Origin of the sequence: Dyella sp. 2HG41-7 (assembly GCF_021390675.1) — a bacterium.
Taxonomy (GTDB): domain Bacteria; phylum Pseudomonadota; class Gammaproteobacteria; order Xanthomonadales; family Rhodanobacteraceae; genus Dyella_B.
Genome location: NZ_JAJEJV010000004.1, coordinates 2,520,160 through 2,534,191, shown reverse-complemented (window position 1 = coordinate 2,534,191; position 14,032 = coordinate 2,520,160). Strand labels below are relative to the sequence as shown.

The 14,032-nt window shown below is 58.8% G+C and carries 13 protein-coding genes; 8 read left to right on the top strand and 5 right to left on the bottom strand.

The features are described from left to right. The first annotated feature begins 2 nt into the window (after positions 1 to 2). The 8 genes from L0U79_RS12690 (at position 3) to L0U79_RS12655 (ending at position 9,081) form a co-directional block, all read left to right on the top strand. Entirely contained in the window at positions 3 to 782 is a 780-nt protein-coding gene (locus L0U79_RS12690; protein WP_233842639.1) for a polysaccharide biosynthesis protein, read from the top strand. 58 nt (positions 783 to 840) lie between these two features. Then, positions 841 to 2,211 (top strand): outer membrane beta-barrel protein, encoded by a 1,371-nt coding sequence (locus L0U79_RS12685; protein ID WP_233842638.1) that lies wholly within the window; start codon positions 841 to 843, stop codon positions 2,209 to 2,211. Next, positions 2,208 to 2,990, top strand: coding sequence for an alpha/beta fold hydrolase (locus L0U79_RS12680; RefSeq protein ID WP_233842637.1), 783 nt, complete (start codon positions 2,208 to 2,210; stop codon positions 2,988 to 2,990). The genes L0U79_RS12685 and L0U79_RS12680 overlap by 4 nt, the downstream gene beginning before the upstream one ends. Beyond that, on the top strand, positions 2,990 to 3,814 hold the full coding sequence (locus tag L0U79_RS12675; RefSeq protein ID WP_233843901.1) for an alpha/beta hydrolase: 825 nt from the start codon (positions 2,990 to 2,992) through the stop codon (positions 3,812 to 3,814). The genes L0U79_RS12680 and L0U79_RS12675 overlap by 1 nt, the downstream gene beginning before the upstream one ends. Continuing rightward, the gene (gene galE, locus L0U79_RS12670) at positions 3,811 to 4,815 is read left to right on the top strand and encodes a UDP-glucose 4-epimerase GalE (protein WP_233842636.1); all 1,005 of its coding nucleotides are present in this window, start codon (positions 3,811 to 3,813) and stop codon (positions 4,813 to 4,815) included. Before L0U79_RS12675 ends, galE begins: the two co-directional genes overlap by 4 nt. Beyond that, complete coding sequence (locus L0U79_RS12665; protein ID WP_233842635.1) at positions 4,816 to 6,561, top strand: hypothetical protein; 1,746 nt, start codon at positions 4,816 to 4,818, stop codon at positions 6,559 to 6,561. Then, entirely contained in the window at positions 6,558 to 8,105 is a 1,548-nt protein-coding gene (locus L0U79_RS12660; RefSeq protein ID WP_233842634.1) for an oligosaccharide flippase family protein, read from the top strand. Before L0U79_RS12665 ends, L0U79_RS12660 begins: the two co-directional genes overlap by 4 nt. A gap of 250 nt (positions 8,106 to 8,355) precedes the next feature. Then, entirely contained in the window at positions 8,356 to 9,081 is a 726-nt protein-coding gene (locus tag L0U79_RS12655) for a hypothetical protein (protein WP_233842633.1), read from the top strand. 18 nt (positions 9,082 to 9,099) lie between these two features. Here L0U79_RS12655 and L0U79_RS12650 read toward each other — a convergent pair whose 3' ends face one another. From L0U79_RS12650 to L0U79_RS12630, 5 genes are read right to left on the bottom strand one after another with little or no spacing between them, the layout of a single operon-like run. Beyond that, a complete protein-coding gene (locus tag L0U79_RS12650) occupies positions 9,100 to 9,855 on the bottom strand; it encodes a glycosyltransferase family 2 protein (RefSeq protein ID WP_233842632.1) in 756 nt (251 codons plus the stop codon). Positions 9,856 to 9,864: 9 nt separating this feature from the next. Continuing rightward, positions 9,865 to 11,049 (bottom strand): hypothetical protein, encoded by a 1,185-nt coding sequence (locus L0U79_RS12645; protein ID WP_233842631.1) that lies wholly within the window; start codon positions 11,047 to 11,049, stop codon positions 9,865 to 9,867. Further along, positions 11,049 to 12,215 (bottom strand): glycosyltransferase family 4 protein, encoded by a 1,167-nt coding sequence (locus tag L0U79_RS12640; RefSeq protein ID WP_233842630.1) that lies wholly within the window; start codon positions 12,213 to 12,215, stop codon positions 11,049 to 11,051. Before L0U79_RS12640 ends, L0U79_RS12645 begins: the two co-directional genes overlap by 1 nt. Continuing rightward, complete coding sequence (locus tag L0U79_RS12635) at positions 12,212 to 12,853, bottom strand: polysaccharide deacetylase family protein (RefSeq protein ID WP_233842629.1); 642 nt, start codon at positions 12,851 to 12,853, stop codon at positions 12,212 to 12,214. Before L0U79_RS12635 ends, L0U79_RS12640 begins: the two co-directional genes overlap by 4 nt. Next, entirely contained in the window at positions 12,850 to 14,025 is a 1,176-nt protein-coding gene (locus L0U79_RS12630; protein ID WP_233842628.1) for a glycosyltransferase, read from the bottom strand. Before L0U79_RS12630 ends, L0U79_RS12635 begins: the two co-directional genes overlap by 4 nt. Positions 14,026 to 14,032 lie beyond the last annotated feature (7 nt).

The following is a 14,032-nucleotide window of genomic DNA, read 5'->3' as shown; positions in this document are numbered from 1 at the left end:
GTATGAGCGCCAAGGACGAAAGTATTTTTACCCACCGCCGCGACGAGATGCTCGAGGCCGCTGCGCGCCATGCCGAAGATCCGTCTTCGGCCGGTCATTCGATTGCGTTGATGACGGAAGGCGGCCGCGCGCTGGCGCCGGCGCAGCTGGAACAGCGACGTTTGATCCATCGCGAAGACTCGGTGCGTCGCCAGTCCGATGCGTTTCGCGAGATTCGCACGCGCTTGCTGGAGCTGGCGGGCACGCAAAATTTCATCACCCTGGTGGTATCGGTCAGTCCGCATTCGGGCGGCAGTTTCGTGGCACGTAATTTGGCAGCGGCATTCGCGTTTGATGAAGCGAAAACGAGTTTGCTGATCGATTGCAATTTGCGTTATCCGAATCAGCACAAGGCGCTGAGCGTAGATCCTGCGAAGGGCGGCTTGATCGATTATCTCGAGCATCCCATTCGCGGACTCAAATCGATTATTTATCAGACCGGCATTCCGCGCCTTCGCCTGGTTCCGGCCGGCACGTCGCGCGAAAACGGCGGCGAATATTTCTCTTCGTTCCGCATGCGCGCGATGCTCGATTCGCTGCGCTGCCGCTACACCGATCGCTATTTGTTTCTGGATGGTCCGGCCATCAAGGGGTCGCCGGACGCACGCATTCTGTCGGATGTTGCCGACTTCGTGGTTGTCGTCGTGGGCTATGGGCGCGATACGCCGGCCGCCGTCAATCAGGCTGTCGCCAATTTCGATGCGAGCAAGTTGGCAGGGGTGGTTTTCAATCAGTCGACGTAACACCACGCGCGACTGACTTCCAGCGTATTCAACGGACCGCAATCACCGGAGGGAAAACATGCCGGCATCCATCACGCTCGCTCGCGCTATGACGCTTGCGCTTGCCGCTGTGCCGGGTGCGCTGTGGGCGTCGCAGTTCAATTACTCGATCTTTGGAAGCATCGAGCACAGCGACAACATTACGTTGAGCGACAACAACCCAGTCAGCCAGAACGTTTTTACGCCCGGCTTCAACTTCAGCTATTCGCAGTTGGGTTCGATATTGCAGGCCAACGTAAGCGGCACTTTTCAGTACAACGATTACCTGGGAAATCAGTTCGCCAATCAGACGCAGACACAATTGGCAGGACAGGCCAATTGGACCGTGCTGCCGAAGCGTTTGGACTTTACCGTCGAGGATTATGCCGGCGTCGAGCCCGTCGATTCGTTGGCAAGCAATGCGCCGAACAACCGGCAGCAGACCAATGTGCTGTCGCTCGGTCCGACTTTGCATTTGCAGTTCGGTACCGTCATGCGCGCGCAGGTAGAGCTGCACTATCTCAACAGTTACGCGTCGAAGGTTAAGGATTTCAATTCGAGCCGGGGCTCGGCGGCGTTTCGCTTGTTTCGCGACCTCAATCCCACCGATACGCTTTCGCTGAATGCCGAATCGGAGCGGGTGAGATTCGACAACGGCTTTTCTGTCGAATCGGTCGATGGCGTCTCCGAAACGATTCCGACTCCCAACTACACGCGCGACGAGGCGTATGCGCGATATACGAGTACGTTGGCGCACCTCGATATCGATGTGTTGGGCGGCTGGTCGCGGATCGACTTCGATCATGCGCACGGCGACTCCAAGCCCATGGGTAAGGTCAATGTGCAGTGGCAATTCAGTCCACATCAATCGTTGACTGCTTACGGCGCATATCAGTTTTCGGACGCCGCGCAAGACATGTTTCTGCAGCCAGGGCAAAGCGTCGTCAATGTGCTGGACGAAAATCCGACCGATTTCCTCTACAACCCCGGCGGCGGCATCAGCACGGGCAATCTGGTGATCGATTCGGAGGTTTACCTGGAGCGGACGCTTCAGGCGACCTATACGTATCACGACGAACGTCTTCAATTGTCGGTGACACCGTCGTACGACAAGCTCGGGTATCTGAATAATCCAACGTTCGATCAATCCACGCGCGGCGGCACGATCAGTCTCAATTATCGCCTGACGCCCAACACGGCGCTTACCGGCTTTATCAATGCAGAGAAATTGAAATACACGTCGTTTGTGCGTACCGACAAAACTTATCGCTACGGCGTCGATCTTGGACATCAGATGACGCCGCATTGGAGCTGGCACGTCTCCTATATTCGTCAGATCCGAAATAGCGATGCGGTCGCGCAGAGTTATCACGAGAACGAAGTGTTCTTTAGCGTGGTATTCCGGCGATGAGCGCGCGTAACGAGGCCGAGTTGCCGTTTTTCTTCGGGCCTGAGCGTGCGCTGTTTGGTTTATTCCATGCATCCGGCGCGACGGCGCGGAAGGCGGTGCTGTTGTGTCCGCCGTTTGGCCAGGACCAGATTCGATGCCATCGCCTGTATCGGCAGTTGGCGCAGGCGCTGGCGACCGAGGGCATCGCCGTTTTGCGTTTCGACTATTACGGCACGGGCGATTCGGCTGGGGACAGCGTGGATATGGACTGGCAGCGTTGTCTGGCCGACACCGTTGTGGCGGCCGACGAGTTGCGCGCGCGTAGCGGCGCCGATCGCGTGTTTGCGTTTGGCGCGCGCTTGGGCGGAAGCATTGCGCTGGCCGCGGCGTTGCAAGCCCGCTTTGCCGGTGTGGTGGCATGGGACCCCGTCTTGGACGGCCGCACGTACGCCGCGCAGCTCGACATCATGCAATCGGCGCTGTGCTTCGACGACAAGCGCTTTATGGTGCCGCGCGAAGCCGCCGACGCTGCCGCGCAATGGCTTGGCTTTGCAATCAGCGAACGGCTTCGCCAGCAGATCACGACTATGCATGTCGACGGCCCGACCGTGCCGACGCTTCTGCTCGACTCGCTTTCGCCCGATGCGCCGCGTCGCTTGAACGGTTTTATGGTCGACGCCGCGATGACCCGGTCGCTGGATATTCACACGCCTTGGAACGACTCACGCCGGCTCGAGGTGGCGATTCTCTCGCATCCGCTGATTCAAGCCGTGACGCAGCACGTGCGGGAGGCGGCGTGATGGAGGAACAAGCCTTCCGCTTTGGACGTGCGCGGCATTTGGTCGGCATCGCGGGATTGCCGCCGTCGACCGAGCCCAAGACGGTGGGCGTGATCGTGCTGAATGCCGGGTTGGTGCACCGGATCGGTCCGTTTCGACTTCACGTCGAGATGACTCGACGACTGAATGCGTACGGTTATCCCACGTTGCGCTTCGATCTTTCGACGATCGGCGATAGTGCTTCCAGCGGCGAATCACAGACGCGCAAGCAGCAAATTTGCGCCGACGTCGCCGATGCCATGACGTTGCTCGGCGAGCAGACGGCGTGCAAGCAATTCGTGTTGATTGGGCTTTGCTCCGGTTCGCAAAGCGCGCATATGGTGGCGTGCACCGATCCCCATGTCGTCGGCGCGGTGTTTCTCGACGGCTATGCCTACCGCACGCTGGGCTATCGGCTGCGCTATTACGTTCCGCGAGTGTTGGACGTGAAACGTTGGGTGCGCATGCTTTCGCGTCGTAACGCGCAGCAGGCCGGTAGCGCGGAGCCTGCCTTTACGGTGGCGCCCTTGCCGCAAGCGGTCGTACGGGCCGATTTCGCCGGCATGCTCGAACGCGGACTCAAGTTGTGTCTGATCTATAGCGGCGGCATCAGCCAGTATTTCAATCATGCGCGGCAGTTTCGCGAATGTTTCGGTCGGGTCGTGCGGCATCCCGACGTTTTTACGCGTTTTCTGAAGGAAGCCGATCACACGTACATCTTCGCCGGCGATCGCAGTCGTCTGCTGGACAGCGTCGAGCATTGGCTTTCCCAGAATTTTCCCGTCACAGCGGATGGGTCGTCATGAATACAGTCTTGGTTACCGGCGGCGCCGGCTATATCGGCAGTCATGTTGTCCAGCAATTGGTGGCGCGGGGCGAACATGTCGTCGTGATCGACAATCTAAGCACCGGTTTTCGCGAAGCCGTGCGGGGCGCCGAATTGGTGATCGGGAATGTCGGCGACCAAGGTTTAGTCAGCCATGTGATGGCGGTCCATCACGTGGATGCGGTGCTGCATTTTGCAGCGCACACCGTGGTGCCCGAATCCGTTTGCGATCCGCTTAAATACTACGGCAACAACACTTGCAATACGCGCAACTTGCTTGCCTGCTGCGCGGACGCGGGCATTGAAAATTTCATTTTCTCGTCCACAGCGGCCGTCTACGGCGTCACAGACAACGGCGTCGCCGATGAAGACACGCCGACCCGTCCGATCAATCCCTATGGGACATCCAAGTTGATGTCCGAGACCATGCTACGCGATCACAGCGCCACCGGCGCGATGCGGCATGTGATTCTTCGCTATTTCAATGTGGCCGGTTGCGATCCGGAGGGGCGTATCGGCCATTCCACGCCGAACGCGACGCTGCTGATCAAGGTGTGCTGCGAGCATGCTGTGGGACTCCGTGAAAGTTTGTCGATTTTTGGCACCGATTACGACACGCCGGATGGCACGGGTATTCGCGACTATATCCATGTTGACGATCTTGCGGCTGCGCATTTATGCGCGCTCGATTATTTGCGCGGTGGCGGCCATTCGCTAACGCTGAATTGCGGCTATGGGCATGGCTACAGCGTGCGCGAAGTGATTAACGCGGTCGCGCGGGTAGGTGGCAAGCCGCTTAACGTCATCGAGCTGCCGCGTCGTCCTGGCGACATTCCCAGGCTGATCGCCTGTAGCGACCGACTCAAACACGTGATGCACTGGCAGCCGCATTACGACGATCTGGATTTTATCGTCGAGACGGCGCTGCGCTGGGAGCAGCAGCTGCTGTACCGGCGTGCGCCGCTTTCATCGGTGGCTTGAATGGATACAGTGCGATCAATGGCCATCGCGGCGCGGTTCGAACCGGGAGCGATGATCGTGCCTGCTCGCCGCTGCTTGACCTTGGTCATGATGGGTATGGCGATCATTCTGACAAGCGGTACATCGTTCGCTGCCGGTGCGCGCCATGTAGCAGCGGCTCCGCACAAAGCGCCAGTGGACACAACGCCGGATCAACGGATTGTCGTGCAGCGGAATGCTGGCAAGGACGATGATGTGCTCGTGTCCGTCGGGATTCCTTTTTCGCCCGGCGTATTGCGCGACCCACATCAATTGCGCATTCTCGATGAGAGTGGCGCCGAAGTGCCTGCGGCCGTGCAAACGACCTTGCTGTGGTATGCCAAAGACGACAGCATTCGTGCAGTACGCGCACAATTTCATGCGCACCCGGGCGACGCTGCGCAAACGTTTTATTTTTCTATCGGCAAGCCTCGACAACAGGATCTGCCTGGCTGGCCATATGCGAACGGCCTGGTCGTGGGCGAACACGGTTTGAAGGTTGCTGCGGCGTTGGCGACGTTGAGTCCCGTATGGCTGTGCAATTCGTTGATTGCCGGTCCTCAGATTCCGGCGCCGCCGAATGAGGCTTACGCCAATTACGTTTCGACGCAATTCGAATGGGCCAAGCCGTTGCCGGTAAACGATCCGACGGCATGGCTGTTCGACCGGCCGTCGACGCTTTTCAAAGCCTATATCCGCACGGGTCGTTTTGATTATCTGCAGGCGGCCGACCTCAGTTATCACTTTTATATGAAGTACATCCGCCGGGATGGCTTGGCGATAAGCCCGTTTTGCGCCGGCGGATGGACTTACAACAAAAAACCGTGCGACGTGAAATACGTTTATGTCGAGCCTATTTTGCTAGCGCTCGCGCTAACGGGCGACGACAGCGAACACGATCTTGAAACCGTCGATAAAATGATGACGCTGTGGAAGAACGGCGGCTGGGGCAACGAGCCGGGACCTTATACCGCTCCGTCGCAACACTTCACCGAGCGCATGACGGGTCTGGGCTTGCTTGAGACCGTCAGCGCCTATGAGTTGACAGGCGATCACCGTTATCTGGAGCGCGTCAACGATCGCATCGGGTGGCTCTATGACCATCAACGCAGCAATCCGGACGGTCTGGGCAACGATGGTTCTTGGCGCAACAGTTGGGACGTTCACGAAGACGATACGTGGAATCCGTCGAAAGACGTTCGCGGCACGTCGCCATGGATGACGGAAAATATCGTCGATGGTTTATGGCACGCGTGGCTGGTTACCGGCGATTCGCGCATTCCGACCATGATCACCGGATTTGGTCGTTATTTGGAGCAATACGGCTGGATCAAACCGGAGCTGCTGCATTTCGAACACGACTGGCGCAATCCGTGTTCCGGACCGGATGGCCAGATTGCTTGGTACTGGTCGTCGTCGCATGCGGACACCAAAGCACTGTCGCATATCGAGGAAACGGACGGCTGGTATAGCGACGCGCATACGGTTGAGATCGCATTGCCGGTCGCCGCGGCGTATTACTTCGAACAAGATCCCAAGCAAAGCGCGGCATTGAAACATCGGCTTGACGCGCTGGCGTCGTCTTACAACATCGAGTGCGCAAAAGCTGCCGATCCCTTGCGGCGATTCAATTGGAACAATCGCGGCAGCGGCGTCGTCGCGTGGTTGATCCGGCAGCCGGCTGGCAGCGGCGCAACCTCGACATTGGCCAAAAGCGTGACGCCATGAAGCAGCGATTAGCGGTATTGCGAAGCGTCACCCTGGTCTCGGTTTCCACCTACGTCGAATACGCGTTGGGTCTGGTCGTCAGCATCTGGATCGCGCGCACGCTCGGTCCGGCGAACTTCGGTCGGTACGCCTTTACCGTCTGGTTGAGCGGTTGGTTGATGACTTGCAGCAATCATGCGTTGACGACGTCGTCGACGAAGTTTATCGCCGAGGCGGATGGGGCAAGTAGGCCCGATCTGGCGTCGCATATCGCTTATCGATTGAGTCGATACCAGAATCTGAGTTCGCTTATCGTCGTGGTGCTGTTCGTCGCCTCGGTGCTGATGATTCGCCCCTCCGAATGGCAGCAACCGCTTTGGCCGATTATTGTCCTGGTGATTGTCGCAGTCGTTTCCAAAGCAAACTACGCCATGCTGGTGGGTATCGAAAAAGGGCAGGAGAGTTTCGAGCCCGTATCGATTGCGACCGTGCTTTCCGGCGTGATCAATGTCGCCCTGATTACCGCGGCGACCATGGCGCACGCGGATATGGTGTCGTTCTTCGCGCTGTTTGCCGTAGCGTGCCTGATGCTGAACTTGATCAATCGACTCGCCTTTCATCGGTATTGCAGGCCGTTTTCCAAGGGCCCCATTCCGGAGGACGTCAGCAAGCGGCTCACGCGGCATCTGCGTTTGACAGCGGCGCTGGTCTTGCTGATTTCGCTGCGCTCGAGCACGATCGAAGTGTTTCTGCTGAATACGTTCGCGACGTCTACCGCGGTCGGGTTTTTCGCCATTGCCACCACCCTGACGCGTGGCGCGGTCGAACTACTTTCCGTTGGTCTCACCACCACGTTGCTGCCTTATATGGCCAAGTCGTTCGGCAAGGGCGGCACGGAGCAGGCCGCGCGCCTGCTTACGGAGGCGGCGCGGTTTTACTGGGCCATGGGTTTGATCATCGCCGGTATCGGTCTGGTCACTACGCCCGAAATCGTCACCTTGATGTACGGCAACCGTTATGTCGGGGCGATTCCAACCATTGAAGCCATGCTCGTGCTTGCCGGGTTGCTGTTGGTCAGCAACAGCATCGGCGCTTTTCAGATCGTCGTCGATCGCCAGGACGATCGTGTGCGCATCTCGATACTTGCGTTGGCCGTCAACGCGTTGCTCGGCATCGCACTGGTGCCAAGCTTCGGCCTGGCCGGCGCGATGATCACTTACGCAGGCACGCGCTTCGCCGAGTTCGGCTTGGCGATTTTCTATCTGCGCAAAGCCACCAGTGGCCGATTGCCCGTTGTACCGATGGCACGCTTGTTTGCCGCCGCACTGGTCGCAACGGCTACCGCGTGGCTGGTGGTGGATGTGATCCATAGTCGTTTCGGCTTTATCGCCGGTGGCTTGATCTTCGTGGGTATTTTCCTGCCCGCGAGTTTTCTGGTGCGGTATTGGAGCGACGAAGATTATGAGTTGATGACGATGGTTACCAATCGTCTCGGTCCTGCGGGGCGCACGTTGATGCGAGGCTTAAGCAGCCTGCACGGCGCGACCGCAAAGGCGTCTTCCTGATCGGCGCGGACACAGGGGTCCTGTCATGCATTGGAAGGCCAAAGCAACACTTCAAAACGCGGTATCGCGTTTGCCGTCGGAGTCTTCGTACGCGACGTACTATTGGCTCCAGCGTCATTTCGGTGGATTGCGCCGTATCAATCCGGTGGCGCGGTTGAGGGCGGGGATTGAAACGTGGCGACAAATCGAAAAGCTTGGCCGCGATCCATTCGATAGAACGTTTTTTGAAGTGGGGACAGGGCGCGTACCCATGACTCCCTTGGCGTATTGGTTGATGGGCGCCAAGCGTGTCGTGACCATCGATCTGAATCCCTATATGAAAGAAGAGCTGACAAAGGAGTGTCTGCAATACATCGCCAGCCACGCTCAGGAAATGCAGGTGCTGTTCGGTCCGAGACTTAATCGAAATCGATTCGAAGCCTTGCTCGACTTGCAGCGTCAGGATGTTTTTGAGCTACAACATCTGCTCGATCTTTGCCAGATCGTTTATATCGCGCCCGGCGATGCGACGCGAACCGGCCTGGACGCTGGGGCGATCGATTTTCATACGTCCTTCAACGTATTCGAGCATATTCCGCGCGACGTGTTGTTTGCGATCCTTCTCGAAGGCAATCGGATCATCAGCAATACCGGATTATTTGTTCATCGCGTCGATTACTCCGATCATTTTTCGCACTCGGATATGCGGATATCGCCGATTAATTTCCTGCAATATTCCGACGCGCAGTGGGATCGCTACGCGGGAAATCGCTATATGTACATGAACCGTTTGCGCCACGACGATTTCCTGGCGCTGTTCAAATCGGCGCGCCACAGCATTTTGGCAGCCGAGCCGACGATCGATGAGCCGTCGCTGCAATTGCTGCGCAACGGGCGAATGGCCGTAGACGCGCGGTTCGGTGGAAAGACGGACGAAGTATTGGCGACGACGGAATCGTGGATTGTTTGCGCCAAGTCGGAGAAGGCGGCCGCTTGATAGCGCTCCTGCGTGTGTTTAGATGGCGCGACGTTTTAGCACTGCGTGTTGCACGTATCGGGCCATAAAGTATGCCGATTGCATCATTCCCAGCTTTGCGACGTTGCGATAGATATCCCATTGCCAGGACGCGGCGCGCAATTTATTGGCCGATAGCGAACTTTCGCGCACCAGATACCACGCCAATGGCTCGGGCGATTCCACACACACAGCGCGGCCGGCGCGCCTAACCTGCTCGAGCCAAAACACATAGTCCTCATGACCGATGCGCTGAAACGTCGCGTCGCCAAGCCGTCGCGCGTACATGCCGGTCAAATTGCCGATGAAGTTGCTCGCGAGCATATCCTGCCAATCCACTTCGGCAGGTGGCGTCACCTTACTGAGCACGTGGCCATCTTCGGCGACGCGCCAGTACGAGGCGTAACTGATCAGGGCATCCGATTTGCGCATCGTGACCAATTGGCGCTCCAACTTGGCCGGATGCCACCAGTCGTCGGCGTCGAGAAACGAAATATAGTCGCCATGCGCGGCAAGGATGCCGGCGTTGCGCGCCGCCGCTACGCCGCCGTTGGACGGTTGGCGCAAAACACGCACCCGTGCGTCGATGTCTGCAAAGGCTGCCAACAGTTCCGGTGAGCGATCGCTAGACCCATCGTCGACGGCGATCAGCTCCAGACGAGTGTAGCTTTGTACGAGTACGGAGTTGATGGCGCGTTGCAGCCAGGCGTCGGCGTTGTAGACCGGCATGATCACGCTGACGAGGTCGTTGCTCATGGCGTTACGTCACGCGGTTTGCGCTTGGGCGGCGATTACGGTGCCGGGGCGCGGCAGTTCGTAATCGCGATAGTCGTGCGGATTTCCGGTCAAGCCTGCTTCCGCGGCTTTGATAATGTTGTAAACCTCGCGCGCGGTGACGTAGTGCAGCACGTAGCGCCGTCTGTCGTTGTACGTGTTTTCCAGGTAACGGTGCATGCGATCGGTGGCGTCGCCGAGCAGCGTATCCATGTCGCGCTCCTGCGTGCCGTGCGTGTGTATCTTGACGAAGATCCATTCGGGACGTCCTTCGACGTGCACGCTGGTGTCGATCCATGCATCCACGCGATCCGGCGTAGGCGGACAGGCGTGACGAATATCGGCATTCTCGATACGCGGAATGATGCCAAAACGACGACTGCGCCAGTTCAAGCCAAGCGGACCTTGCACGATCATCAGGTCGCCGCTTGGCTTGCCGCCAACGCGGACAAGCTCGCCGGTGTTGTGCGACTTAGGTCGGGTAGGATCGTCCTTGGCGTAATAGATCGCGTTGATCATACGTGTCTGCGTTTCGCTCGGCGCGGAGGGCAGGGTGAAGTCGGCGTAACAACCCAGTTCGCGCAGCAGGATCAACTCGTTGTTGATGCCACACCAACGCCCGTCGGCGCGCGAATTATCCAGGCACCAGTTGCCGTGAATAAAGCCGAATCGCAATTCACCGGTTTTGGGATCGCGCGGCAGAGCATGGTGGCGCTCGTGCAAAACCTTGTTGAAGCGGTCGATCGTCACGCGAAAGTTGTCGGGTGTGTCATTGTCGTGATGCAGGTGAACTTCGATTTCGCCGAAGCCGTCTGCGCACAACGTTGCGAGCTTTTGCAAATGTTCCTCGAGGTATTCTTCCTCGGGATAAAAGAAGGTGTGTTGTGGCGGACGTCCGTCGGCGTCGCGATGCGTGTTGGCTAGTTTGCGGTAATCGTTGCACCAGCGATCGACACGCGCGCGTTGCGTAGCCAGATCCGCCTTGCCCCAGGCCGGTTCGAAATGATCGACAAAGCAGAACATCACATGGACCGGCTTATCGGTCACACGTGGCGGCCGGCGTCGAAGATAACTTCCGATCCAGATTTGCATATTGCGTGCACGCAAGGCGAAGGCGATGGAAATCGCCAGCATCAACACCAGCGCAAGCGCGGTCAGTAGTGCGATCGTCCACATCAGCGTGCACCCTCCGCCGGTAAAAGCGTCAGCAATTGCTCCGCATTGTTGCGCCATTGGCGTTCGCGCTGGATGTAGCGTCGCGCGGCGTCGCCCACTCTGCGGTGCTCGTCCTGCTGGGTGGCCAAGTCGAGCACGCGCTGCACGCAAGCGGCTATCTCGCCGCGCGGGAACAGCCAGCCGGTATCGCCATCGCCGATCACTTCGGCGACAGGCGCGTAATCGGGCGCAACTACCGCGACACCCATGCCCATCAATTCGAACAGCTTCATCGGCGAGCCGTAGTGGTTGGAGTTGGGCAGCACGGCGTAATCCATGCAGGCGATCCAGCTTGCGATCTCGTCGTGCGCAACGCGGCCGGGTAGCAGCACGCGGTCCGATAATCCGCGTTCCGCGACGAGCTCGCGCACCGCCGGCAATGTTCGCCCGTCGCCGACAAACACCAAGGCCAGTTGGGGCACTTCGGCCAAACGTGCGGCAATGGCTTCGACAAACGCATCGACGCCGTGCCAATGTGCGAAAACGCCGATATGTCCGCAAACGATGCGGCCCGTCAGTCCACGCTCGGCGCGCAACGCCGCAACGTCATAACGCGAAGGATCGAACCGGGAAAGGTCGACCGCGTTGGGTGTCACCACCGATGGTGCGATCTGTCCGTACGCGGCTTGCGCCTGATCGCGGAAGTAGCTGGATATGAACACCAGTCCGGTGCAATGACGCAGGCACCAGCCTTCGATGCGCTTTGCCAAACCTTTCAAACGCAACGGCCGTACCCGATCCACCAAGGCCGAATCGTTGATTTCCAGCACCAGCGGAATGCCGCGCCGCCGCGCCAGCCAGACCGTGGCGAACAGAAACAATGAATAGCGCTCGTAGATAAGCTGGGGCCGCTGCCGGCGAATCGCGGCGCCGACGCGGAAGAAGGTGACGATGTTGTAGGCCAGTTCGAAGCATTCGAACAAGACGCCGGGCAATCGCGTAATAGCAGTGGCGAGGCGACCGCGTTTCGAACTGCCTTGCGCGGTCGCCTCATGTTCGGGGTCGGCTCCGGGAAACGACATGATCGAGACGTTGTGCCCCAAGACGCGCAAGGCGTGCACGATGCCGCGGATATGTACGCCTTCGACATGGCGACCGCGCGTGCGATGGTGATACAGGATTCTCATAACGCACCCTGTGGCAGTGCGCTGAAAGTGAATCCATTGGACAGCCATTCCGGCAACATCACGGCGAGCGCCTCGCGTGCACGGTCGCTGTCGTCGTGCATCAATACGATTTCACCGGGAAGCGGTGGATCGGCGCGTAGCCTGTCGACCAATTCACGCGTCGGCTCGATTTGATAATCGAGGGTGTCGTAAGACCAATAGACAAAGGTGCGCCGGCGCATCGCGAAATACGCCAAAATATCTGCGCCGACGTATCCGTGCGGCGGGCGCATACGATGATGAAGCCGTCCGTCGAAGGCGCTCAGCAATGCATCGGTGCGAAGAATTTCATTGAGTTTCTTGCGGGTCGTCATGCGTTTGAACGACCAGTGGCTATAGGAGTGGTTGCCCAGCATGTGGCCCTCGGCCAGGATGCGTTGCACCAGGTCCGGGTATTGCTCGACCTTTTGCCCCACCAGGAAGAAGCTCGCTTTGACGCCATGCTTCGCCAGAAGATCCAATAGCGGCGGCGTGTAAATGGGATCGGGGCCGTCATCGAACGTGAGATAACGAACCGTACCTTCGCGCGCGCCTTTGGTCTGCACCAACGCATCCGGGAACAGATTCAGCCAATGCTGTTTTTTCGGCCTCATGTTCATGCAGAGGCTCCTGCGCCGGCGCTCGCGTGCGATTCGACGGCGGCGTGCAAGATTGCGTCCAGCTCCGCGATATTGTCCTCCCAACGATAGCCGCGCGCGTGCGCGGCGATGTGCTTATGGCTCCAAGGGCGCATGCTGGCTTCGACCAATGCTTCAGATAACGCAGCGCGTTGATGAGGCGGCACCAGCATGCCGGCGTAAAGCGGCACGACTTCCGGTATGCCGCCTACGCGCGTGGCGACGATCGGCGTGCCGCAGGCCATCGCTTCGAGCACGACATTCGGCACGCCTTCGTTGTGGCTGGGCAGACATAGAAGATCGGCGGCGCGAAACCACTCGCCCAGATCCGTGTGCGCGACGGCGCCTGCAAATTCGACATGATCCAGACAGCCGAGCTCTTTGGCGCGCGCAAGCAGGATGTTGCGTGCGGCGCCTGTGCCGACGTAGATCAGGCGCGCATTGGGTTGCGCGGCGAGCAATGCCGGAAAGGCTTCGAGCAAATCGAGACAACCTTTCGAAGCCTTCAGATTGCCGACGAACAAGAGCAGCGGCGAATACGTGGAAAGGCCCAGTCGTGCTCGCGATTCGGCGCGCGATTCAGGAGAAAAAATCGATGAGTCCACGCCGTTGTAGATGACATGGACGTTCGCGGGTCGAGTCCCCAATTCGACCGCCTTGGTCGCGAGTGCGCGGCTGACCGCGACAACGCCTGCGGCGCCGGTCAGCGCCGAACGAATCTGTATACGGCGAAGCGCATGATTGGCCTGCACGTTGAGATCGCTGCCGTGCACTTTGACGACATAAGGAATGCCCAGCCAGCGCGCCAGCCAGCCGACCGCGACGGCGTCGGGATAGGCCCAACTGACCAGCATGCAGTCATAGTGCGCTTTGCGAATTTTCAGGCCGCGTTGCCATAACAACGACAAGAACCAACAGACGGCAAGCAGCGAGCGACCGATAAGAGGTAGGAACAAAAACACGAAATAGTCGGTGCGCACATGGGCGGATTTGACGTCGCCGCGGCGAGCGCCGAGCCGCTCCCGAAAATCGATGGCCGTGATGACGTCCACCTCATGGCGTTGTCCCAGGCGCTCGAACTGCTGGCGATTGAAGGCGCCGCGCAGCGGATCCCAAGGTGTCGGAAACAGGTTGGTCAGGATCAATACTTTCATTGCCTTT